At 63.9% G+C, this 22,668-nt stretch carries 19 protein-coding genes, 1 rRNA gene and 1 riboswitch; of the genes, 15 read left to right on the top strand and 5 right to left on the bottom strand.

The features are described from left to right. Positions 1–353 precede the first annotated feature (353 nt). From cobT to bluB, 14 genes are all read left to right on the top strand, one after another. Positions 354–1,379 carry a nicotinate-nucleotide--dimethylbenzimidazole phosphoribosyltransferase gene (gene cobT, locus GTP69_RS29475; protein ID WP_161058198.1) on the top strand — a complete coding sequence of 342 codons (1,026 nt, stop codon included), beginning with the start codon at positions 354–356 and terminating at the stop codon, positions 1,377–1,379. A 14-nt stretch (positions 1,380–1,393) separates the two neighbouring features. After that, the gene (locus GTP69_RS29470; protein WP_161058197.1) at positions 1,394–2,176 is read left to right on the top strand and encodes an adenosylcobinamide-GDP ribazoletransferase; all 783 of its coding nucleotides are present in this window, start codon (positions 1,394–1,396) and stop codon (positions 2,174–2,176) included. Then, the gene (locus tag GTP69_RS29465) at positions 2,173–2,706 is read left to right on the top strand and encodes a histidine phosphatase family protein (protein ID WP_161058196.1); all 534 of its coding nucleotides are present in this window, start codon (positions 2,173–2,175) and stop codon (positions 2,704–2,706) included. The genes GTP69_RS29470 and GTP69_RS29465 overlap by 4 nt, the downstream gene beginning before the upstream one ends. Beyond that, a riboswitch (cobalamin riboswitch) is annotated at positions 2,701–2,939 on the top strand. Its footprint overlaps the gene before it by 6 nt. Positions 2,940–3,012: 73 nt before the next feature. Next, the gene (locus tag GTP69_RS29460) at positions 3,013–4,869 is read left to right on the top strand and encodes a TonB-dependent receptor domain-containing protein (protein ID WP_161058195.1); all 1,857 of its coding nucleotides are present in this window, start codon (positions 3,013–3,015) and stop codon (positions 4,867–4,869) included. Positions 4,870–4,926: 57 nt separating this feature from the next. Next, positions 4,927–5,949 (top strand): FecCD family ABC transporter permease, encoded by a 1,023-nt coding sequence (locus GTP69_RS29455; protein ID WP_161058194.1) that lies wholly within the window; start codon positions 4,927–4,929, stop codon positions 5,947–5,949. Continuing rightward, positions 5,949–6,722 carry an ABC transporter ATP-binding protein gene (locus GTP69_RS29450; RefSeq protein ID WP_161058201.1) on the top strand — a complete coding sequence of 258 codons (774 nt, stop codon included), beginning with the start codon at positions 5,949–5,951 and terminating at the stop codon, positions 6,720–6,722. Before GTP69_RS29455 ends, GTP69_RS29450 begins: the two co-directional genes overlap by 1 nt. Beyond that, a complete protein-coding gene (gene cobO / locus GTP69_RS29445; protein WP_161058193.1) occupies positions 6,719–7,324 on the top strand; it encodes a cob(I)yrinic acid a,c-diamide adenosyltransferase in 606 nt (201 codons plus the stop codon). The genes GTP69_RS29450 and cobO overlap by 4 nt, the downstream gene beginning before the upstream one ends. After that, complete coding sequence (locus GTP69_RS29440; RefSeq protein WP_161058192.1) at positions 7,318–8,607, top strand: cobyrinic acid a,c-diamide synthase CobB; 1,290 nt, start codon at positions 7,318–7,320, stop codon at positions 8,605–8,607. Before cobO ends, GTP69_RS29440 begins: the two co-directional genes overlap by 7 nt. Further along, positions 8,604–9,152 (top strand): bifunctional adenosylcobinamide kinase/adenosylcobinamide-phosphate guanylyltransferase, encoded by a 549-nt coding sequence (cobU, locus tag GTP69_RS29435; RefSeq protein ID WP_161058191.1) that lies wholly within the window; start codon positions 8,604–8,606, stop codon positions 9,150–9,152. The genes GTP69_RS29440 and cobU overlap by 4 nt, the downstream gene beginning before the upstream one ends. Before the next feature lie 2 nt (positions 9,153–9,154). After that, entirely contained in the window at positions 9,155–10,114 is a 960-nt protein-coding gene (gene cbiB, locus GTP69_RS29430; protein ID WP_161058190.1) for an adenosylcobinamide-phosphate synthase CbiB, read from the top strand. Then, a complete protein-coding gene (cobD, locus tag GTP69_RS29425; protein WP_161058189.1) occupies positions 10,107–11,087 on the top strand; it encodes a threonine-phosphate decarboxylase CobD in 981 nt (326 codons plus the stop codon). The genes cbiB and cobD overlap by 8 nt, the downstream gene beginning before the upstream one ends. A gap of 47 nt (positions 11,088–11,134) precedes the next feature. Then, entirely contained in the window at positions 11,135–12,007 is an 873-nt protein-coding gene (locus tag GTP69_RS29420; RefSeq protein WP_161058200.1) for a cobalamin-binding protein, read from the top strand. A 1-nt stretch (position 12,008) separates the two neighbouring features. After that, entirely contained in the window at positions 12,009–13,457 is a 1,449-nt protein-coding gene (locus GTP69_RS29415; protein WP_161058188.1) for a cobyric acid synthase, read from the top strand. Next, the gene (bluB, locus tag GTP69_RS29410; RefSeq protein WP_161058187.1) at positions 13,454–14,107 is read left to right on the top strand and encodes a 5,6-dimethylbenzimidazole synthase; all 654 of its coding nucleotides are present in this window, start codon (positions 13,454–13,456) and stop codon (positions 14,105–14,107) included. Before GTP69_RS29415 ends, bluB begins: the two co-directional genes overlap by 4 nt. Before the next feature lie 5 nt (positions 14,108–14,112). Here bluB and GTP69_RS29405 read toward each other — a convergent pair whose 3' ends face one another. Then, positions 14,113–15,825 carry an alkaline phosphatase D family protein gene (locus GTP69_RS29405; RefSeq protein WP_161058186.1) on the bottom strand — a complete coding sequence of 571 codons (1,713 nt, stop codon included), beginning with the start codon at positions 15,823–15,825 and terminating at the stop codon, positions 14,113–14,115. A 94-nt stretch (positions 15,826–15,919) separates the two neighbouring features. Between GTP69_RS29405 and GTP69_RS29400 the strand changes: the two genes are divergently transcribed. Next, positions 15,920–17,350 (top strand): DHA2 family efflux MFS transporter permease subunit, encoded by a 1,431-nt coding sequence (locus tag GTP69_RS29400; protein WP_161058185.1) that lies wholly within the window; start codon positions 15,920–15,922, stop codon positions 17,348–17,350. On the opposite strand, the gene GTP69_RS29395 is transcribed toward GTP69_RS29400, so the two are convergent. The 4 genes from GTP69_RS29395 to rrf form a co-directional block, all read right to left on the bottom strand. After that, positions 17,310–18,230 (bottom strand): phytanoyl-CoA dioxygenase family protein, encoded by a 921-nt coding sequence (locus GTP69_RS29395; protein WP_161058184.1) that lies wholly within the window; start codon positions 18,228–18,230, stop codon positions 17,310–17,312. The genes GTP69_RS29400 and GTP69_RS29395 overlap by 41 nt on opposite strands. 67 nt (positions 18,231–18,297) lie before the next feature. Then, the gene (locus tag GTP69_RS29390) at positions 18,298–20,301 is read right to left on the bottom strand and encodes a PEP-CTERM sorting domain-containing protein (RefSeq protein WP_161058183.1); all 2,004 of its coding nucleotides are present in this window, start codon (positions 20,299–20,301) and stop codon (positions 18,298–18,300) included. A 105-nt stretch (positions 20,302–20,406) separates the two neighbouring features. Beyond that, positions 20,407–22,437 (bottom strand): esterase-like activity of phytase family protein, encoded by a 2,031-nt coding sequence (locus GTP69_RS29385; RefSeq protein ID WP_161058182.1) that lies wholly within the window; start codon positions 22,435–22,437, stop codon positions 20,407–20,409. 116 nt (positions 22,438–22,553) lie between these two features. Further along, a 5S ribosomal RNA gene (gene rrf / locus GTP69_RS29380) occupies positions 22,554–22,666 on the bottom strand. Positions 22,667–22,668: the final 2 nt, after the last annotated feature.

The following is a 22,668-nucleotide window of genomic DNA, read 5'->3' as shown; positions in this document are numbered from 1 at the left end:
CTGGTTCGCTCTTCTCAAAAATACTGACAGTATTTCTACTGAATATTTCTTTGTTGAGCATTTAATGCTTTTTGTTGCAGCACCAAATGCCCACACTTATCGACTGTAAATTTTTAAAGATCATTCTTGGGCACGCGCCGAGCGGTGCACCTTGCTGATAAATCGTTTTGTTCATCAGCGAAGAGGCAAGATTATGAAGCGTTTCGAATATTTCGTCAAGCTCTACTTTTTCTCTTCTTTTCTCACTCAACGCCGCATTTGCATGTGTTGTTTCGTGAGGGACAGAATCATAACAAGGGCCAGCCAGTCTGGCAAGGGTAGAATACGAAATTCTTCGATTCATATGCTGCCTCATGTCCATCTCCCCTACTCATAACGAAGCACTCGCCGCCCAACTCGACCGCGCTATTAATAACAAGACCAAGCCGCTGGGCAGCCTGGGTGTGCTGGAGGCGCTGGCCAGGCAGATCGGCCTGATCCAGAACACCCGCGACATCGCACTGACCAAGCCTTCTATATTAGTGTTCGCCGCCGACCACGGCGTGGTGGCCGAAGGCATCTCCGCCTACCCGCAGGACGTCACCTGGCAAATGGTCGAGAACTTCCTGGCGCGCGGCGCCGCAATTAATGTCTTCGCCACCCAGAACCACTGCGAACTGCGCGTCATCGACGCCGGCGTCAACCACGACTTCGGCCCGCGCGACGGCCTGACCGACCGCAAGCTGGCGCACGGCACCCGCAACTTCGCCAATGAACCGGCCATGAGCCGCGACCTGTGCCAGACCGCGCTGGCCGCCGGCATGGCGCTGGCCTCGGAACTGGAAGGCAATGTGGTCGGCTTCGGCGAAATGGGCATCGGTAACACCACCGCCGCCGCCGCGCTGATGCACAAGCTGACCGGCATCCCGGTGGCGCAATGCGTCGGCGCCGGCACAGGCCTGTCGGCCGACGGCATCCTGCATAAACAACGCGTGATCGAGGCGGCCGTCGCCAGGCACGCCCACGCCACCGAAGCGCTGGACGTGCTGGCCACTTTCGGCGGACTGGAAATCGCCATGATGGCCGGCGCCATGCTGAAGGCGGCGGAACTGCGCAAGATCCTGCTGATCGATGGCTTTATCGTAACCAGCGCGCTGCTGGTCGCCGCCCGCATGCATCCCGCGATCCTGGACTACTGCGTGTTCGCCCACTGCTCCGACGAAAACGGCCACAAACAAATGCTCGACGCGCTGGGCGCCAAGCCGCTGCTGAACCTCGGCCTGCGCCTTGGCGAAGGCACCGGCTGCGCGCTGGCGCTGCCGCTGCTGCATGCCGCCGTCAACTTCCTGAACCAGATGGCCACCTTCGAGTCGGCCCAGGTCAGCGAAAAGTCCGAGTAAGGCCGGCACACAGCATGCACCAGCTACGCCTGTTCTTCACCGCGCTACAGTTCTTCACCCGCCTGCCGATTCCACGCTGGGTGGGTTTCGATCCTGCGTGGCTGAACCAGGCCTCGCGCTACTTCCCGCTGGTGGGCGTGGTGGTGGCGCTGATCACCGGCGCGGCCTACGCGCTGGCCGCGTGGTTCCTGCCGGCGCCGGTGGCCGTGGTGATTTCCACCGCAGTCGGCATCTACGCCACCGGCGCCTTCCACGAAGACGGCTTTGCCGATATGTGCGACGGCTTCGGTGGCGGCATGACGCCGGAGCGCGTGCTGGAGATCATGAAGGATTCGCGCATCGGCGCGTATGGCGCCATCGGCACCATCTGCATGCTGGGCCTCAAGCTGGTGACGCTGTCCATGCTGCCGCCGCTGGCCGCCATCGGCGCGCTGCTGGTGGCGCATCCGCTTTCGCGCTTGATGGCGGCCTCGCTGATCTGGCGTCTCGACTACGCGCGCGCCGAAGGCAAGGCCAAACCGCTGGCGCAAAAAATGCGCGGCAGCGAATTCCTGATCGCCGCCATCACGGCCATTGTGCCGGCACTGGTAGTCATTGAGCTGCACTGGCTGCCGCCGGCCGCGCTGGTCAGCGGCGTGATCGTCGCTGCCATCGCCACCTGGTGGCTGGCGCGCAAATACGTGCGCCGCATCGGTGGCTACACGGGCGACTGCCTCGGCGCAGTCCAGCAAGTCACTGAAGTCACGTTCTACCTGTGCGCGCTGGCCAGCTTCCAGCATGGCGCGCTACCCGTATGAAGTTGATATTGGTCCGCCACCCGCAGCCGTTGGTGGCGCCGGGCGTCTGCTACGGCAGCACAGACCTCGCCATCGCGCCGGGCCAACTGGAACAGACACTGGCCGCGCTCCAGCTACCAGCCGGCCTGCCTATCTACTCAAGTCCCCTGCGCCGCTGCGCCGAACTGGCCGCGCGCCTGACGCCAGCGCCACTCTACGACAGCCGCCTGGTGGAGATGCACTTCGGCGCATGGGAGATGCAGCCGTGGGACAGCATCCCGCGCGCCGACATCGACGCCTGGGCCGCCGACATGGTCCACTACCATCCCGGCGGCGGCGAAAGCGTGCTGCAAATGGCGGAGCGCATCAGCGCCTTCTATATAGACGTGCAGCGCCAGCACGCCCAGGCCATCATCATCTGCCACGCCGGCGCCATGCGTTTGCTGACCGCCTGCCACGCCGGATTGCCCCCAGCGGCGATGGCGCTGCAAGCCGCGCAAGCCGCCCACCAAATCGCCTACGGCGCCATGTTGACCCTGAACCCCGTATAATGTGCGGGTTTTGGTGCTCGCGTGCCTGTCCAGGCGCGCAGTTAAACGGGAAACACGGCGCGATATAAAAACGCCAACGTGTGCTGCCCCCGCAACGGTAAACAAGTGTCGCAAAGTGTCTAAATAAGCACTCAGCGCGACAAATCTCCTCTGACAACCACTGTGCCACGGCATGGGAAGGTGAGGCGGTGCCACTTGCCAGCCCGGATACCGGCCAAATCAGGTGGAAGCGACGCCAATGCCGCGCTTCTGTTCACAATTGGCCCACGGGGACGTAGGCCAGTTGGCATTAATAGAAAACATATCATGACCCTTCGTATTTCCCGTCCTGCGACCCTGACGTCGCTGGCATTTGCCATGGCCGCCTGCTATGCGCACGCTGAACCAGTCACCGCCACCGATGCAGTCGTCGTCACCGCCACCCGCACGCCACAGCCGCTGGCCAACGTCATCAGCGACACCATCACTATCGGCCCTGAGCAGATCGCCGCAGCCGGCGCCGGCTCCATCATCGACCTGCTGCAACGCCAGCGCGGCATCGAGATCGCCCGCAACGGCGGCGCCGGCACCGCGTCCAGCGTCTACATCCGTGGCGCCAACAGCAACCAGAACATCGTGCTGGTCGACGGCGTGCGCATCGGCTCCTCGACCACCGGCGCCGCCAACTGGAGCGCGATTCCGCTGACCGCCATCGACCATATCGAAATCGTCTACGGCCCACTGAGTTCCCTGTATGGCGCCGACGCCATCGGCGGCGTGATACAGATCTTCACCAAAAAAGGCAAAGGCGCGCCGGCACTGACGGCCTTCGCCGGCTACGGCAGCGACAAGACGCGCGAAGCCGACGCCACGCTGTCCGGCGCCACCGGCGGTGAGCACAGCTTCAACTACGCCATCAGCGCAGGTAAAGAAAAGTCGGACGGCTTCTCGGCCACCCGCCCAGGCAGCACCTCGTACAACGCGGACCGCGACGGCTACGACAAGGAAAACGTCTCCGGCCAGTTCGGCGTGCAGATCGCACCTGGCTATGAAGCCGGCGCGCTGTTCTTGCACAGCAAACTGGAATCGCAGTACGACAGCGGCGCTTCCGCCTACGATGTGCGCAGCAAGGCCGAACTGGAAACCGCTGCCGTCTACGCCAAGGCCAAGTTCCTGCCGAACGTCGACACTCTGCTGCAATACGCGGAAAGCCAGGACAAGGGCCAGAACTGGAGCAGCGCAGCAGCAGCCGGCTACTCGCGCATCGACACCAAGCAGACCGACATCACGTTGCAAAACGACGTGCGCATCGGCGCCGACGTGCTGCAACTGCTGTACGACCACCGCAAGGAAGAAGTCTCGACCAACGGCGACACTGCGCTGAACCGCGACCGCACCACCAATGCGTGGGCCGCTTCGTACAACGCGCGCCGTGGCGCCAACCTGCTGAACGCCAGCATCCGCCGCGACAACTCGGTGTATGGCGCGAAAAACACCGGCTCGATCGGCTACGGCTACGACATCACCTCGCAGCTGCGCGCCACCGCCAGCTACGGCACCAGCTTCCGCGCGCCGACCTACAACGAGTTGTATTACTCGGGCTATGGCAATCCGGCCAACAAGCCGGAACAAGGCAAGAATGCGGAACTCGGCCTGCGCTGGGACGATGGCGTCAATGCGCTCAGCGCCAGCTATTTCCATAACCGGTTGACCGATCTGCTGGTCAGCACCACGCCGTGCCCTTACGCCGGGTACAAATCCAGTTGCGTCTACAACGTCAACGAGGCGCTGCTGGAAGGCGTGACCATCGCCGGCGCCACGCGCGTGGCGGGTGTCAACCTGGCCGCCAACCTTGACCTGCAAGATCCAAAGGACGAGACCAGCGGCAAGCGCCTGGCGCGTCGCGCCAAAAAACACGGCAACGTGACCGCCGACTACAGCATCGGCGCGCTGAAGACCGGCGTGGAGCTGGAGTTCTCCGGCGACCGCTATGACGATGCGGCCAACAAGAATCGCCTGGGCGGCTACGGTCTGGTGAATCTGTACGCCACCTACAGCTTCACCCGTGACTGGTCGGCGCTGGTCCGCTGGAACAACATCGGCGACAAGCAGTACGATCTGGCGCGCTTCTACGCCACGCCGGGTTCCAAGGTGTTTGCCGGACTGCGTTACGGCTACAAATAATGGTGTAACCTGCCGGGGTTGCATTCCCGCCCCGGCAGTTCTTTTTGAAAGCAGTGCATGCATTCTTTCTCCCGCAATCTGCAACAGCGCGCCGCCATCACCATGGCCGGCCTGCTGCTGTTCGCGTTTGCCGGCCTGATTTTTTCGGGCATGACCGGTTCGGTCCCTATTCCGCTTTCCGATATTCCCGCAGCGCTGAATGAGCTGCTGCATGGCCAGACCTCGTCGCTGGCGGCCACCCTGCTCGACCTGCGCCTCAGCCGCGCGGTCTCCGCTTTCGTCACCGGCGCCGCCCTGTCGCTGGCCGGCGCGATGATGCAGGCGCTGTTGCGCAATCCGTTAGCAGACCCTTATGTGCTTGGCTTGTCCGCCGGCGCCTCGGTCGGCGCTCTGGCCGCGCTGCTGTTCATGTGCGCCGCCTGGATGGTGGATGCCGCCGCATTCGGCGGCGCCGTCGCCGTCTCCATGATGCTGTATGTGCTGGCCCGGCGCGACCTGCGCGGCGGCACGGCGGCGGAAGGCGGCACCGCGCTGCTGCTGCTGACCGGCGCGATTTTGTCTTCCGCCTGCATGGCGATGGTGACGCTGATGCTGTCCATCGCGCCGGAGAGCCGCCTGCGCGGCATGGTGTTCTGGATCATCGGCGACCTGTCTGGCACGCAGATGCGCTGGATGCCATGGGTGGTGCTGATCGCCGCCCTGGCCTTCGCCCTGCGCAACGCGCGCGCCATGAACGTGATGGCGCTGCACGCGGAAGCCGCCGCCACGCTGGGCATCCGCGTCGGCGCGCTGCGCAAAGGCCTGTTCTTCGTTTCCGGTCTGCTGACCGCCAGCGCCGTCACCAGCGCCGGCAGCATCGGCTTCGTCGGTCTGATCGTGCCGCACGCCTGCCGCTTCGCGGTCGGTCCCGATCACCGCATCCTGATTCCGGCCGCCACCATCGGCGGCGGCACCTTCCTGATGCTGGCCGATACCCTGGCCCGCACCGCCATCGCGCCGCAGCAGCTGCCGGTGGGCGTGGTGACGGCGCTGATCGGCGCGCCGGTGTTCCTGTACCAACTGCACCGCCTGCGCAAATGATGATCAGCACCCACCAACTTTCACTGAGCGCCGGCCAGCGCCAGCTGGTCAAGGATCTCGACTGGCAGGTGCGCGAAGGCGAATGCTGGAGCATCATCGGTCGCAATGGCGCTGGCAAGAGCACCTTGATGCGCGCACTGGCGGGACTGCGTCCGCCGGAAGCCGGCCACGTGTCGCTGAACGGCCGCCCGCTGGCCGAATGGCCGCTGGAAGAACTGGCGCGCCAGCGCGCCTTCCTGGCGCAGAGCCGCAGCGACGCCTTTTCCTACAGCGTGATCGAAACCGTGCTGTCGGCGCGCCATCCGTATCACGGCAACCGCTACTGGGAAGACAGCGACGATCACGCCATCGCCATCAAGTCGCTGGAAGCGATGGAAGTGGCCGAATTGAAGTCGCGCGACGTGCGCACGCTGTCCGGCGGCGAACGCCAGCGGGTGGCGATTGCCGCCATGCTGGCGCAGGACACGCCACTGCTGCTGCTGGACGAGCCGGCCAACGCGCTCGATCTGGCGCATCAGGTCAGCGTGATGAGCATCCTGGCGCGCCTGTGCCGCGAACAGGGCAAGACCGCCGTCATGATCGGCCATGACCTGACGCTGGCGCACAGCGTCTCCACCCACGCGCTGCTGCTGAAGGGCGATGGCCGCTGGCTGGCCGGCACACGAGAAGACGTGATGCAGGCCGACCTGCTCGGCGATTATCTCGGCCACCCCATCGAAGCCATCCAGCACGGCAAGCGCACTATATTTATTCCCAAAGAGGACACCCAATGAGCGACGACATCAACGAACGCCATCGCGTGCGCATGGAGCGCAAGAAGGCGATCATCGACGCCAAGATCGCCGCCGCCGACAAACAGATCGGCATCATCATCGTCAATACCGGCAACGGCAAGGGCAAGAGCTCCAGCGCCTTCGGCATGGCCATCCGCGCCATGGGCCACGGCATGAAGGTCGGCGTGGTGCAGTTCATCAAAGGCGCTTTGCAGACCGGCGAAGAACGCTTCCTGCGCCGCTTCCCCGAGGAGATCAGCTTTCACGCCATGGGCGAGGGCTACACCTGGGAGACGCAGAACCGTGAACGCGATATCGCCAAGGCGCAGCTGGCGTGGGAACAGGCGAAACTGTTCCTGGCCGATCCCGAGATCGGCCTGGTGGTGTTCGATGAACTGAACATCGCCCTCAAATACAAATACCTGGACGTAGACACCGTCATCAACGACCTGCTGGCGCGTCCATCGCTGCAACACGTGGTGATCACCGGCCGCGGCGCACCGCCGGAACTGATCGAGATCGCCGACACCGTCACCGAAATGGAAGTGGTGAAGCACGCCTTCAAGGCAGGCATCGGCGCGCAGGCGGGGACCGAATGGTAAAGGCACTGCTGATCGCCGCCGTCTCGTCGGGACAAGGCAAGACCACCGTCACCGCCGCACTGGCGCGCAAGCTGGTCCGGCTGGGCAAGCGCGTGCGCGTGTTCAAATGCGGCCCGGATTTCATCGACCCGATGCTGCTGGAACGCGCCAGTGGCGCGCCGGTACGTTCGCTCGACCTGTGGATGGTTGGCCAGGAACTGTGCAGCCAGCAGTTGTCGCAATCCGCCGCCGAGGCGGACGTGATCCTGATCGAAGGTGTGATGGGTTTATATGACGGCACGCCCTCTTCCGCCGACCTGGCGCGCGCGTTCGGCGTGCCGGTGGTGGCGGTGATCGACGCCGGCTCGATGGCGCAAACCGCCGGCGCACTGGTGCACGGCCTGCGCGACTACGGTCCGGTGGAGATGGCTGGCGTGATCGCCAACCGCATCGCCAGCGAAGGTCACGCCAAGATGGTCGCCGCCTCGCTGCGCGACATTCCGCTGTTTGCCACGCTGCCCAAGCAAACGCGCTCGCTGCCGGAGCGTCATCTGGGCCTGGTGCTGCCGGGTGAAGTCAGCGATATCGACCAGCTGCTCGACAACCTGGCCGACCAGCTGGCGTTTGACGAAGCCGCGTGGAACCAGTTGCGTGACGTGGACATCGCCCCGGCGCCGGCGGCCGAAGCGCTGCCCGCAGCGCTGGCCGGCAAAACCGTCGCCGTCGCGCGTGATGCGGCTTTCATGTTCCTCTATCCGGCCAATGTCGACATGCTGCGCGCGCTCGGTGCGACGCTGACCTTCTTCTCGCCGCTGGCCAATGAGCCGGTGCCGGCGCAAGCCGATGCGGTCTATCTGCCCGGAGGCTATCCGGAGCTGCATGCGGAACAGCTGTCGCAAGCCGCCGCATGGCAGGCGTCGATCCGTGCCGCCCATGCAGCCGGCACACCGATCGTCGCCGAATGCGGCGGCATGATGGCGCTGGCCGATACGCTGGCCGACCAAGCCGGCGCAGTGTGGAAGATGGCCGGCCTGCTGCCCGGCGCTGTGGCAATGCAGCCACGTTTGGCCGGTCTCGGATCGCAAGGCCTGCCGACGCCACAGGGCGTCCTGCGCGGCCACACTTTTCACTACTCCAAACTGGAGACCAAAGTGGAGCCGGCGGCGTACACTGTCAAACATCCCTCCGCTATACAGGGCGAAGCCTGGTATCGCGTTGGTTCGCTGACGGCTTCGTATTTCCACGCCTATTTCCCATCCAATCCGGCGGCAGTCGCCGCCTTGTTCTTGAGGAGTGAGACATGACACGTACACTGGTTCTGGGCGGCGCGCGCTCGGGCAAAAGCGCCTACGCAGAGCGCCTGGCCGCCGAATCGGGCAAGGAAGTGGTTTACATCGCCACCGCCACCGCAGGCGATAGCGAAATGGCGTCGCGCATCGCGCACCATCGCGCCAGCCGTCCGGCCGAATGGATCACCGTCGAAGAGCCACTCGCACTCGGCAACCAGTTGCTGCGCTGGTCCTCGCCGGAACGCCTGATCATGGTGGATTGCCTGACGCTCTGGCTCAGCAACCTGCTGTTCAGCGGCGGCCAGGAATATCCAGACGTCGGCGAGATCGCGCTGCCCGCCCTGTTCCACGAACAGCAGGACATGCTGGCCAGCGCGCTGACCAAGTGCGCCAGCGACGTGGTGCTGGTGTCGAATGAAGTTGGCCTGGGCATCATGCCGATGGGCGCCGTGTCGCGCTGTTTCATGGATGAACAGGGTCGCCTGAACCAGTCCGTCGCCGCCATCTGCGACCGCGCGGTGTTTGTCGCCGCCGGCCTGCCGCTGGTCTTAAAAGGATAACTGTGCTGAGTGGATTGAGTTTTTCCACCATCGCGCTGTTGATGGTGGTGGGCGTGCTGCTGGATTTATGGTGGGGCGAAGTGCGCCGCTGGCATCCGCTGGTCGGTTTCGGCAATTGGGCGATCGCGCTGGAGCGCCGTCTGAACAAAGGCGACCACCGCTTCGCGCGCGGCGTGCTGGCCTGGATGCTGGCCGTGCTGCCGCTGACCGCACTGGCCGCGCTGCTGGTGTGGGCGATGGCCCTGCCACCGGCGCAAGCCGCCGCTCACGTCCTGATGCTCTACTTCTGCCTCGGTATGCGCAGCCTGCGCGACCATAACCTGCCGATCGCCGACGCGCTGGCGCAGCGCGACCTGCCGAATGCGCGCCGTCTCACCTCCTACATTGTCAGCCGCGATACCACCAGCGCCAGCGAAGTGGAACTGACCAAGGCCAGCGCCGAATCGCTGCTGGAGAACGGCAACGACGCGGTATTCGGCACGCTGTTCTGGTTTATCGTCGCCGGCGGTCCGGGCGCGGTGCTGTTCCGCATGGCGAATACGCTGGATGCGATGTGGGGCTACCGCACGCCGCGTTTCCTGCAATTCGGCTGCGCCGCCGCGCGCATCGATGATGCACTCAATTACATCCCGGCGCGCCTGACGGCGCTGTCGTATGTGCTGCTGGCGCCCGGCCTGCAAGGCAAGCGCCGCGCATGGCAATGCTGGCGCGCACAAGCGCCGACCTGGGACAGCCCGAACGCCGGCCCGGTGATGTCCAGCGGCGCCGGCGCGCTGGGCGTGCAGCTGGGCGGTGCGGCGATTTATCACGGCGAACTTGAACACCGCCCGACGCTTGGCGACGGTCCGCCCGCAGTCGGCGCGGACATCAACCGCGCCTGGCAACTGGTGGCGCGTACAACGGCGCTGTGGCTGACCATAGCCTGCATCGCTGCGATACTGATGGAGTACGCACATGCTTGAACACGGCGGTAATCTGCGCGACGCCGCGAAGCGCTTCGGCCGCGATGACTGGGTCGATCTGTCGACGGGAATCAATCCGCGCTGGTATCCGGCGCCTCAAGTGGCCGGCAATGCGTGGCACCGCCTGCCGGAACCTGATCCGGCGCTGGTCGCAGCGGCGGAAGCTTTCTACGGCGCGCCGCAGATGCTGCCAGTGGCCGGCACACAGGCGGCGATACAGGCGCTGCCTCGCCTGCGCGCGCCATCACGCATAGCAGTCAGCGCGCCATCCTACGCCGAACACGCCCATCACTGGGCCGGCCACGGACACACGATGACGCCGACGCCATACGACGAACTGCCGGCGGCCGTCGCGCAGCATGACGTAGTGGTCGTCGTCAATCCGAACAATCCCACCGGTGCGGTAGTGCCGGCGGCGCAGCTGCTGGAATGGGCCGACCAATTGGCCGCGCGCGGCGGCTGGCTGGTGGTGGATGAAGCGTTTGGCGATACGGCGCAAGAAAACAGCGTGGCGCCCCACACGGCGCGGCCAGGGCTGATCGTGCTGCGCTCCGTCGGCAAATTCTTCGGCCTGGCCGGCATCCGGCTTGGCTTCGTCGCCGCGCATGCCGACCTGCTGCGCGACCTGGCCGACCTGCTGGGCCCATGGACCATCAGCGGCCCGGCGCAGCAGATCGCCCACGCGGCACTGAGCGACAAGGCGTGGCAGGTCGCCACCCGCGAAGAACTGCACGCCAGCGGCGAACGCCTGCGCGCGCTGCTGGCCGCACATGGCATCCAGTCCAGCGGCACGCCGCTATTCCAGTGGTGGGCCGAGCCGCAGCCGGAAGCGTTCTGGCAGCACATGGCGGAGTGCGGCATCTGGGTACGACTCTTTACACACGCGGCGCGCGGCATCCGCCTCGGCCTGCCGCCGGACGAAGCAGGCTGGCAGCGCCTGCACGCAGCACTCAACGAATGGAGCAAACGATGAACACCAACCCGATCAAGCAACGCAGCACGGCCTCGCTGGCGATGCGCATGGCTTCCGCCGCGCTGCTTGCCGCGACTGTGGCTGCCGCTGCATCCGCAGCGCCGATCACCGTGCGCGACGATGACGGCAACATCGTCACGCTGCAAAAACCGGCGCAGCGCGTGATCGCCATGGCCCCGCATGTGACGGAACTGCTGTTCGCGGCCGGCGCGGGCGACAAGATCGTCGGCGCCGTCACCTACAGCGACTACCCGGAAGCCGCCAAGAAAATCCCGCGTGTCGGCGACAACCGCCTGATCGACATGGAACGCGTGGCCGCCATGAAGCCAGACCTGATCGTGATCTGGATGCACGGCGGCTTTGAGCGCCAGATCGAAGGCCTGCGCAAACTGGGTGTGCCGCTATTCCATAGCGAGCCGACCAAACTGGAAGGCATCGCCGACAACGTCGAGCGCCTCGGCCAGTTGATGGGCACCGACACTGTCGCCAACGCCACCGCCGCCGACATCCGCCAGCAATTCGCCACGCTGACCAAGCAGTATTCCAACCGCCCGCCGGTGCGCCTGTTCTATCAGGTGTGGGACAAGCCGCTGTACACGCTGAACGGCAAATCCATCGTCAGCGACTCGATCCGCCTGTGCGGCGGCGTCAATATCTTCGCCGACCAGAAAGTCACCGCGCCGGTGGTCAGCATCGAATCGGTGCTGCAAGCGAATCCGGAAGCCATCATCGGCACCAGCGAAAAAGACTACGGCAGCGTCGATCTGTGGAAGCCATACGGCACGCTGCTGGCGGTCCAGAAGAACAACCTGTTCCGGCTGGACGGCGATCAGCTGAACCGCGCCGGTCCGCGCATGTTGGCCGGCACCAAAGCCCTGTGCGAAAAAATCGACGAAGCCCGCCAGCATCGCAAGAATTGATATGAGCTTCCCCTACTCCACCCTGATGATTCAGGGGACCACCTCGGACGCCGGCAAAAGCACGGTCGTGGCGGCGCTATGCCGCCTGCTCAAGCGCCGTGGCGTGCGCGTCGTGCCATTCAAGCCGCAGAACATGGCGCTCAACAGCGCCGTCACGGCGGACGGCGGCGAAATCGGCCGCGCGCAAGCGCTGCAAGCCATCGCCGCTGGCCTGGCGCCGCACACCGATATGAACCCGATCCTGCTCAAGCCATCGAGCGACATCGGCGCGCAAGTCATCATCCACGGCAAAGTACGGGCCGAGATGAACGCACGCGATTATCACCAATACAAAACCGTGGCCATGCAGGCGGTGCTCGAATCGCATGACCGCCTGCTGCAGCAATACGACTGCGTGATGGTGGAAGGTGCCGGCAGCCCGGCCGAAATCAACCTGCGCGACCGCGACATCGCCAACATGGGATTCGCCGAAAAAGTCGACTGCCCGGTGATACTGGTGGCGGACATCGACCGTGGCGGCGTGTTCGCCCACATTGTCGGCACGCTTTCCTGCCTGTCGGAGAGTGAACGGCGGCGCACCATCGGCTTCGTCATCAACCGCTTCCGCGGCGACATCAAGCTGCTGGAACCTGGCCTGGAATGGCTGGAGCAGCAAACCGGCAAGCCGGTGCTGGCGGTGCTGCCCTACCTGCATGGCCTGTTCCTCGACGCCGAAGACGCCGTGCAGCCGGTGCAAGCCTCGCGCGGCGCCTTCCGCGTGGCGGTGCCCAGCATGCCGCGCATGAGTAACCACACCGACTTCGACGCGCTGCGCGCCCACCCGGACGTCGACCTGCACTTCGTGCGCGAAGGCCAGCCGATACCGCAGGCCGACCTGATCATCCTCCCCGGCAGCAAAAACACGCGCGGCGACCTGGCCTGGCTGCGCGCGCAAGGCTGGGAAGCGCACATCCAGCGCCACCTGCGCTACGGCGGCAAAGTGATCGGCGTCTGCGGCGGCTTCCAGATGCTGGGCCGCGAAGTCACCGACCCGCTGGGCATGGAGGGCAAGGCCGGCGTCTCACCGGCCCTCGGCCTGCTCGATATGGCCACCGAAATGAGTCCGGAAAAACGGCTGATGCAGGTACAGGGCGTATGCGCTTTCGGCGACACGCAAGCGCCGGTCAGCGGCTACGAAATCCACATGGGCGTCTCCACCGGCGGTGCACTGGCCACGCCGGCCTTCTTCATCGAGGGCCGGCCAGAAGGCGCGCTGTCGGCGGATGGCCAGATCCTCGGCACTTATCTGCATGGCCTGTTCGACACGCCGCAAGCCATCAGCGCACTGCTGCAATGGGCCGGCCTCAATTCGGACAACACCGTGGACACCTCCGCCCTGCGCGAAGCCAGCCTGGATCGCATCGCCGACGCCACCCAGCCACTTCTCGACGCACTGATCGCACTCAAATGAATCCGCACGCCTACACCGACGCCGAAATCTCCGGTGTCTACCGCGCCATCCGCGAACGCCGCGATGTGCGCCACTTCAAACCGGGGCCGCTGGAACCGGGCCAACTGGAACGCTTCCTTGGCGCCGCCCACCATGGTCCCAGCGTCGGCTACATGCAGCCATGGCGCTTTGTCCGCATCACCGATCCGGCGCTGCGCGCCAGCATTCACCAGCATGTGAACGAAGAACGCATCAAAACCGCCGAAGCGCTGGGCAAGCGCGCCGACGATTTCATGAAGCTCAAGGTGGAAGGCATTCTGGAATGCGCGGAAGTGCTGGTGGTGGGCCTGATCGACAAGCGCGATCAATACATCTTCGGCCGCCGCACCATGCCGGAGATGGACCTCGCATCGGCCGCCTGCGCGCTGCAAAACTTCTGGCTGGCCGCACGCGCGGAAGGCATCGGCGCCGGCTGGGTGTCAATGTTCGATCCCCAGCAGCTGCGCGACATCGTCGGCATGCCCGAAGGCAGCCAACCGATCGCCGTGCTGTGCGTCGGCCAGGTGCACGAGTTCTACACTGCGCCGATGCTGGAACTGGAAAAATGGGACCAGCGCCGCCCGCTCACCGAAATCCTGTTCGAAAACCGCTGGGACAACACAGCAGCTTAATCTACCTAAGCTCCCTGGCACTCCTCGATGCGGCGGTTGCCCGGCCCTGGCAGCACGCGCAGGCTGCGCTCCGTCGCCGCCGTGTACTCATGCTTGAACACCGTATCGACAAAGCGCCAGTCGCAACGCATCTGTTCATGGCTGGCGGTGACGATCATGTAACCGCGCTTGCTGGTCTGCGCGTAGTACAGCGGTTCAATCAGATCTACCATCATGTTCGCCACATCTTCCGGATCGCGGTCCGGGTACGCGCCTTCCATGCCGGGCGATGACACCGACGCCGTCGCAAACTCCACACCTATCTGCTTGCCCTGCGCGTCGTGCAGATCGCTGGCCCAGGCGTTGTGTGTATCGCCGGCCAGCACCACCAGGTTCTTGCGGTGCTTCTGCATCATCTCGAACACCTGTTCGCGGTCTGCCTGATAACCATCCCAAGAATCCAGGTAGCACGGCAAGGTAGAACCAGACAACCAGCGCTGCTGCTTGGCGCTGACGCAGGACGGATCGGCAGCCGCGCGTTTCTTCAGCGCCGCATAGTCGGAGCGATTGCATTCGCCCATCACCACGGCGGTCGGATATTCCATGCGCGCCATCAGCACCTGCTGTCCCAGCATCTGCCAGCGCGCGGTGGAACGGCTGACTTGCCCCTCCAGCCACGCCATCTGTTCATGGCCAATCATCTGACGGCGCGGCGAACACACGTCCTGCTTGTACTTCTCTACATCGAAGTGTTTGTGTTCATCGTAGTAGGACGACATCATCAGCTGCTGGTCACGCGCAATCAACCGCGTGTCCAGCATGTGCAGCGAGACGATGCCGCCGAAGTCGAACGAGCGATAGATCTTGTCCGGCGCCTCCATGTCCGGCACGCGGATCGGCATCCACTCGTGATAAGCCGTCAGCGCCGCCTGTTTGCGCAGGGCGAACGGCCCGTACTTGCTGGTCTTGTGGTCAACCGAGCCATCGCGCCAGGTATCATCGGCGAATTCATGGTCGTCCCATACGGCGATGAAAGGCATGGCAGCATGCACCGCTTGCAGGTCGGGATCGGAACGGTACTGCGCATAGCGGCGGCGATAATCCTCCAGCCGCAACAGCAGTTCGCGCGGTTCTGACAACCGTCCCAGCGTCTCCGCATTGCCGCAGGCGTAGCCGGTGCTTTCATACTCATAGATGTAGTCGCCGATATGCAGCGCGGCGTCGATGTCGTTCTGGCGCGCCGCGTCAGCGTAGACATTGAAATACCCGGCCGGATAATTCGAGCACGAGAACACCGCCAGCTTGACCTGGCGCGCATCGCCACGCGGCAGCGTCTTGGTGCGGCCCACCACCGACTTTTCGCCATCCACCGCAAACTGGTAATAATAGACGTGCCCCGGCAGCAGCCCGGCAGCATCGACCTTCACCGTGTAGTCCTTCCGCGCCGACGTAACCACACTGCCATGCGCAATCACCTGCTGCATGGCCGCATCGGTCGCCATCTGCCAGCGCACGGCGATGTCGCCCGCATGCGCCGGCGTCACGCGGGTCCACAGGATCACGCGGTCGCTCAATGGGTCGCCGCTCGCCACGCCATGCCGGAAGCCGGCCGCCACGCCGTCGGCCATGCCGGAGGCGGTGCTGGTGCAGCCGCTCAGGCCTGCCACGCCGACGCCCAGCAGCGCGGTGGACGCGGCCATCTGACGGATAAAGGTGCGGCGTGGTGGCTTGATCTCCATGTCTACTCCCAAAGGGTCTGGCGATGTTCGCAACTTACCGGCCAATCGTGACGCCCTTATGACGACGGTGTTTGTTTTGTGTGACAATCACACCATGAACGCCATCGCCACCGCCTCCGCCAAGCGCTACCTGCCCTGGGTCGTCGCTACTACCCTTTTCATGGAGCAGCTGGACTCCACCGTCGTCAACACCGCCATCCCCGCGATGGCGGCTAGCCTGAATGTCACGCCACTGAGCCTGAAGGCGGTGGTCACCAGCTACATTCTCAGCCTGGCGGTGTCGATTCCCGTCAGCGGCTGGATGGCGGACCGCTTCGGCACGCGCCGCGTGTTCATGACCGCGATTGCGATTTTCACTATTGCCTCTGTGCTGTGCGGCCTGTCGGTCAATTCGCCGATGCTGGTGGCGTCACGGCTGCTACAAGGCTTCGGCGCGGCGATGATGATGCCGGTCGGGCGCCTGACCATCGTCCGCACCTTCCCCAAAAACGAACTGCTGGCGGCGATGAACTTCGTCATCATCCCGGCGTTGATCGGTCCTTTGCTCGGCCCCACCATCGGCGGCTTGATCGTGCACTGGATGACGTGGCGCGACATCTTCTTCATCAACGTGCCGGTGGCGCTGGTGGCGCTATTCCTCGCGCACAAACACATGCCCGACTACCGCGAAGAAAATCCGCGTCCGCTGGATTTCGTTGGACTGGTTTTATTCGGCACCGGCATTGCGCTGCTGTCATGGCTGCTGGAAGTCTTCGGCGAACATAAGCTGGACGTGACCTCCGCCTCGGTGCTGCTGTTCATTTCCTGCGCGCTGCTGGCGGCTTACGTGTGGCATGCGCAGGATGCGGAATTCCCCTTGCTGCGACTGGCCTTGTTCAAGATCCGCACCTTCCGCGTATCAGTGGCCGGCGGCTTCGTCACGCGCATCGGCGTCGGCGGCCTGCCATTCCTGCTGCCGCTGCTGTATCAATTGGGACTGGGCCTGCCGGCCTGGCAATCGGGCTTGCTGATGATGCCGTCCGCTGCGGCGGCCATGGGCATGAAGGCGATCGCGTCACGGGTGCTGGGGCGCTTCGGCTACCGCCAGGTGCTGACGGTGAACACGCTGCTGATCGGTATCACCATCAGCATGTTCACCTTTGTGCAGCAAGGCACGCCGCTGTATGTGATCGTGGCGATCAGCCTGTGCCTGGGCTTCTTCAATTCGCTGCAATTCTCCAGCATGAACACCATCGCCTACGCCGATGTGGACGGCACCAATTCCAGCATGGCCAGCACCATCGCCAGCTCGATGCAGCAGCTGTCGGCCAGCTTTGGCCTGGCGGCAGGCTCGCTGATCACCGGCTGGTTCCTCGGCGACCTGCCGCAGTCGAATCGCGTGGCGCTGACCTCCGCGCTGCATCACGCCTTCCTGGCACTGGCGGTGCTGACGGTGCTGTCGTCGTTCACCTTCTGGACCTTGCGCAAGACCGACGGCGAAGCCATCAGCCATGCCAAGCAGAAGGACGAAGAATCAGGCGATTGACGTAGGGGTCCAGCTCCAGCGAGCCTTGATAGCGCTCCGGCGCGTAGCGGTAGGCATAGCTGGGCAGCAGCGAATACTGGATCTGTAACATCAGGCGCGGCTGCAAGGCCGGCGCCGCGCCCTTGTGGATGCCGGCGGTGTCCACTGCAAAGCAGAAGCCGCGCGTGCCGGTGGCGGTCAGCAGCATATCGGCGCTGTGGGCGCTGGAGATTTCGCTGTCGCTGTAGAAGCGCAGCCGCATCGGCGCCTGCGTCAGGTGGCTGCCGTGCAGATAGACGTGCGGCCCGGCGCCGTCATCCACATCGGTCAGGTAGACCAGCACTTTCAGATAGCGCCAGTCCTCGGAATCGCGGTGGAAGGCTTGCAAGGCGCTGTCGTCACCCGGCACCGGAAACGACCAGCGCAAACCCAGCGCAGAAATGGTCGGCTTGCACTCCATGTAGCGCGCAGCCAAACCCAGCAGCGGCGGACTATTCGCCAGCGCCAGGATATGTGGGCAAGCAATCACGTCGCGCAAATGGTAATCGGCCACGCGCACCCCATCGGCGCGCTGGGCCAGCGTGAAGCCGGGACGCTCGCGGTCGCGATCAATCAGCAGCTTGTCGCTGAGCCAGGCGCGGATGTCATCGCACTGCATGGCATCCAGCAGATTGCCGAGTGGTGCGTAACCGCTGTGACGCAAGTCGGCCAGCGCCGTCTCTTCGGCCGGTGTGGACGCGTACAACTCCTTGCCAGCGCCTTGCCGCAGCCGCACCGCACCGCTCAGCGCGCGCACCACAAGCCGGCGCAGCGTGGGATAGGTCACGATGCGCTGACTGTAATACAACAAACTTTGGAGCGGGGCAAAACGGCGGCCGGGTTTCAGCTGCGCATATTCCATTCGGCTTTCCTCCCAGGGTCATCCCTGAGAAGGTAGCAATCCGGCGGCCAGCCCGCCTTGATATCGGCTAAACCTTGGTGCGGCGGCGACGCGACATCACGCCCATCAGCCCCAGGCCGGCAAACAGCATGGCATAGGTGCCTGGCTCCGGCACGGCGGCCAGCACCGTGGTGTAAGTGCCATCGTAGGCATAGATCGCACCGGCGCCATTGATGTGGGTGGCGCCCAACAAGGCGAGGAAGCTGGTGTCGGCCGAATAATCGCCCAGCAGGCGGAAGGCGTAGATGCCCGAGGCCGCTTCGGTGAAGCTCAGCGTCTTGCCGCCGACAATCGCGCCCAAGGCGCCAAAGGTCAGCGACGAGCCGCCCAGCAGCACCGACGAGTCGCCGGTCAGCGACAGGCTGGCGAAGGCCTGGCCTTGCGTGCCGGCGTTGGTCAGGCGCAGCGTGCCGCCATCGAGCACCAGCGCGCTGTTTGCCGACAGCCGTTGTGCGCCATCCAGCGTCAGCATGCCGCCGCTCAGCTGCGTGGTGCCGCTGTAGCTGCTGACGCCGGAGAACGTCACGTTGCCGCTCTGGATTTCCACCTTGCTGAAATTGCTGATCGCGCCAGCGTAGGCAAAGCTGTTGCCGGCGCCGGTAGTGATGGTCAGAGTGTTCTGGCCGCCGCTGCCACCGTTGATGCTGCCGCTGATGACGCCGCCGGTAATCGTCACGCTATTTTTGCCGCTGCCCAGCTCGATCGCCTTGCCGCTGCTGGCGCCGTTGATAACACCACCGCTCACGATGACGGTATTGTCGGCATTGCCCAGAATGGCGGCGTTGAGCGCGCCGCCGCCAAAGATCGATGCGCCGCTGTTGTTGTAGATCGTCACCGTGTGGCCGCTGCCCAAGCCCACCACCACGATGCCCGAGTCGCTCTGGCCACGGATCACGCCGCCGCTGAGGTTGGTGATGGTGGCGTCGGCGTACAAGCCTTCGCGTCCGCCTGCCGCCAGGTCGTTGCCGGCCAGGGTAATGCCACGTCCCACCGCATTGGTGTTGCCGGCGCTGACCAGGCCTTCAATCAGGCCGGAATTGCTGATGCGGCCACCGCCCACGCTGATGCCTTCGCTGAACGCCACACCGTCGGCCAAGGCACTGAAGGCGTTGATCGAACGGATGGTGCCGCCGTTGGTGATGTCGACCACGCCGTCCACATCGATGCCGTCGCCATCGCCGGTAATACCCCGGCCGGTGATGATGCCGTTGTTGATGATAATGGCCAGCTGCTTGTTGTTAAAGCCGTCTATATTGATGCCGGAGCCGTTCAGGCCGCGAATGGTGGCGCCGGCGTTGTTGCTCACGCTGAGCGCGAAGACGGTGGACGCATCCAGCTGGGCGCCGGTAATGCCGTGCCGGCCGCCTTCGATCAGGCCGCCCGACAAGTTAAATACTTGCACGCCGGAGGCGTTTTGCGCATCGATGCCATCGCTGCCTTTGCCGTCGGCCTTGGTGATGTTGGACTGGATCGTGCCGCTGTTGTTGACCACGCCGTTGACGCCGGTACGCACGGCGTCGGCATCGGTGGCCTTGAGCAGGCCGCCGGCCAGGTTGTTGATCACGTTGGTGCCACTGGTAATGCTGCCGAAGTCCACCGCCTGCGCGCCGCCTGCGCTGGCATTCAGCGAAATCATCGAACCGGAGTTGTTCAGGGTGACGCCCGCCTTGGCCTTGTTCATCTGGATCACATCGGCGTCGGCGGTCTGCATCAGCGCGCCGGCGGCGTTATTGATGGTCAGGTTCTTGACGCCGGTGTTGTCGCGGATCGCGCGGCCAGTGCCAGTCTGCAGGATGGTGCCGAAGTTGTTCAGCGTGGCGTTATCGCCGGTGATGGTGACAGCGACTTTTTCATCGCCATTGGTCAGCGAACTGCCGACTGAGATCGTGCCCTTCTCATTGGTGCTCAGCGTTTGCAGCGTGGTGCTGGCGCCGTTGATGGTGAAATCGGCAGCGGTCGCCATCCCCACCGGCAAGGCTGCAAGCAGCAGGAATTGAATGGCAGAGGCAGATTTCGGCAGTGCGATCGACATGGTGGCGTCCCGTTGGAGTTATGAGCAAACGTGCAATATCTCATGGAGTTATTACAAGCTTGTGACAACTGTATGACGGAACGCCTCCCGCGCCGCGCTTAAGACTTAGAACGTCGTCAGCGCCTTGCCGAACTTGATCAGCCACAGGCGGCTTGGGCGTTCTGCATCCGTGCCGCGCGCCACGCGAATGGTATTGGCCGCATTGCAGCCAGCCGCGCTGCTGGTGATGATGACGCCGCTCGCATCGACATTGCACTTGGTGACATCGGCATCTTCAATCGCCTTGCCGTTGGCATCGAACACCTTGGTCTTCATGCCGAAGTCATTGTCGTTGGCCAGCGCCAGGGTATTGCCGTCGACGATGGTCAGGCCTTCAGCCTTCTCCGCCAGCCAGCCGATGGCATTCAGATCCAGCAGCAGGGTTTTCTTCAGCGTGGTCACGGCTTTCCAGTCGGCGCCGTTGACAGCCGCGCCGCCCATGCTGCTCTTCTCCAGGTCGGAGGTGGTGACGTTGAAGGCGGCCGCCGCGATATCGGTAGCGCTGCCGATCTCTACCAGCATCAGCTTGTTGAACACCTTGCCGCTCGGCGCCGCACCCTGCTCGATCACGATGAACTTGCCATTGCCCAGTGCGACCACGTCGCCCAGCTTGGCGTTGCCGGTACGGCCGTCCTGATAATCGGCGCCGTCCAGCGGATAGGCGTACATCTTGCCGGCCTTGCCGGTGGTTGGATCGAACTCGGTCCAGCGGGTAAAGCGCGCATAGCGTTCGATCAGCTCGCTCTTGCCGGTGACGGTATAAGTGGTGCTGCCGTCGGTCAGCGGGCTTTGCAGGAAGCCGTGCAGCTTGTCGGTGCTGGTGTCCAGCGCCAGACCTTCCATGCCGCGGTTGGCGCGGCGTTTCAGGAAGATGTCCGGCAGGCCGCTGCCCGGTGCGTACTTGTTCAGAATGATGCCGGTGGCAGGATCGATCTTGACGATGAACGGGCCGTACTCATCCGATACCCACAGCACGTTACGCTTTTTATCGACGACGATGGCTTCCGTATCGAGGCCGTTAGCGTCAAACGTGGCTTTGCTGTTGGCGTTGTATTTCATCTCGTCCATCACTGGCAATTCGGCCGAATTGCCGACCGAGCCAGGTGGAATCGCCAGGCCGGAGGTCTTCACGGTGGCCGATGCTTTGATCGGCGTGGACGACGTCAACACCGCGCCGCTCTTGCCGACCGTGATCACGCCGAATGCCGGCGCAAAGCTTGGCGACGGGAAAATCTTGGCTCCGGTAACGCCGGAGCCGCTCAGCGACGGCAGGTTAGGACCGTCGCCATTCGGGCCGCGGTCGGTCAGGCCGTAGAACTCCAGGTCGCCATTGGCGTTGGTGCCCTTGAACGCCAGCGAAGAGCCGTAGGATGGCAGGAAGCCCAGCGGGAATTCTTCCTTGACCTTGGCGTTCGTGCCTTCGTATGGAATGTAGTAGCTGGCGGCAGCCTGCATCTGGTAACGGGTAACGGTCACCGCGACCGCGCCCAGCGGCGTGGTCTGGCTGAAGCTTTCGTTGACAGGCGCGCCGAGCTTGGACGCCAGCGTGTCTTCAAAGTGCTCGCGTACCAGCGCGCGGCGGATGTCATCGATGGTGCGGGCGGCGTACTTGGCGCCGGCGGCGGCCAGGTTGGCGTTCATCGCGGTGTTGAAGACATCGGCGGCAGCGGTAAAGTCGGCGCTCTTGGCGGCCAGCGCGGTTTTCACATCGGCGTTCAGCTTGATGCCGTTGGAGGGATCGCTGTCGTCATCCAGCAATTGCAACGCCAGCAGGCGGTTGATGACTTTGACGTTCTTGATGTCGGTGGTGCCGGCCAGTTCCAGCGGCGTGATGCTCGGCGCGCACAGTGCGCTGCCCAAGTTAATACCGCCGATGCTGAAGGTGACAGTGTCGCCGGCGTAGCAGGTATATTCGCCCTTGGCATTGGTGGTGGCCTTGGCGGAGGTACCGGAGACGTAGTCCAGGTTCTCTACCGTGTTGTCCAGGAAGACGCCGGTGATCGACGGTTTTGCGGCCGGTTGGCTGCTGCTATCGCTGCCACCGCAGCCTGCCAGGACGGAAAATACGGCAAGCGACACCAAGGAGAATTTTTTCATGCTGATCTCTACTCTAATTATAAGATCAGCAAGTTTATCTACATTGCGTTACATGGCGATGACAGACGCGAAAAAGCCCCGACCAGATCACTGGAGGGGGCTTCTTCTAATAACTAGCTTGACGATAACCTACTTTCACACTGGTTGCAGCACTATCATCGGCGTAGAGTCGTTTCACGGTCCTGTTCGGGATGGGAAGGGGTGGGACCGACTTACTATGGTCATCAAGCT

The sequence above is a fragment of the Duganella levis genome (genome assembly GCF_009857605.1).
GTDB lineage: Bacteria > Pseudomonadota > Gammaproteobacteria > Burkholderiales > Burkholderiaceae_D > Rugamonas > Rugamonas levis.
Note: the sequence above shows the minus strand (reverse complement) of the source record. Positions and strands in the feature narration are given on the sequence as shown.

Coding starts and splice junctions, on each gene's coding strand:
- cobT (WP_161058198.1), top strand. CDS start 354: ATGTCCATCTCCCCTACTCATAACGAAGCACTCGCCGCCCAACTCGAC.
- GTP69_RS29470 (WP_161058197.1), top strand. CDS start 1,394: ATGCACCAGCTACGCCTGTTCTTCACCGCGCTACAGTTCTTCACCCGC.
- GTP69_RS29465 (WP_161058196.1), top strand. CDS start 2,173: ATGAAGTTGATATTGGTCCGCCACCCGCAGCCGTTGGTGGCGCCGGGC.
- GTP69_RS29460 (WP_161058195.1), top strand. CDS start 3,013: ATGACCCTTCGTATTTCCCGTCCTGCGACCCTGACGTCGCTGGCATTT.
- GTP69_RS29455 (WP_161058194.1), top strand. CDS start 4,927: ATGCATTCTTTCTCCCGCAATCTGCAACAGCGCGCCGCCATCACCATG.
- GTP69_RS29450 (WP_161058201.1), top strand. CDS start 5,949: ATGATCAGCACCCACCAACTTTCACTGAGCGCCGGCCAGCGCCAGCTG.
- cobO (WP_161058193.1), top strand. CDS start 6,719: ATGAGCGACGACATCAACGAACGCCATCGCGTGCGCATGGAGCGCAAG.
- GTP69_RS29440 (WP_161058192.1), top strand. CDS start 7,318: ATGGTAAAGGCACTGCTGATCGCCGCCGTCTCGTCGGGACAAGGCAAG.
- cobU (WP_161058191.1), top strand. CDS start 8,604: ATGACACGTACACTGGTTCTGGGCGGCGCGCGCTCGGGCAAAAGCGCC.
- cobD (WP_161058189.1), top strand. CDS start 10,107: ATGCTTGAACACGGCGGTAATCTGCGCGACGCCGCGAAGCGCTTCGGC.
- GTP69_RS29420 (WP_161058200.1), top strand. CDS start 11,135: ATGGCTTCCGCCGCGCTGCTTGCCGCGACTGTGGCTGCCGCTGCATCC.
- GTP69_RS29415 (WP_161058188.1), top strand. CDS start 12,009: ATGAGCTTCCCCTACTCCACCCTGATGATTCAGGGGACCACCTCGGAC.
- bluB (WP_161058187.1), top strand. CDS start 13,454: ATGAATCCGCACGCCTACACCGACGCCGAAATCTCCGGTGTCTACCGC.
- GTP69_RS29405 (WP_161058186.1), bottom strand. CDS start 15,825: ATGGAGATCAAGCCACCACGCCGCACCTTTATCCGTCAGATGGCCGCG.
- GTP69_RS29400 (WP_161058185.1), top strand. CDS start 15,920: ATGAACGCCATCGCCACCGCCTCCGCCAAGCGCTACCTGCCCTGGGTC.
- GTP69_RS29395 (WP_161058184.1), bottom strand. CDS start 18,230: ATGGAATATGCGCAGCTGAAACCCGGCCGCCGTTTTGCCCCGCTCCAA.
- GTP69_RS29390 (WP_161058183.1), bottom strand. CDS start 20,301: ATGTCGATCGCACTGCCGAAATCTGCCTCTGCCATTCAATTCCTGCTG.
- GTP69_RS29385 (WP_161058182.1), bottom strand. CDS start 22,437: ATGAAAAAATTCTCCTTGGTGTCGCTTGCCGTATTTTCCGTCCTGGCA.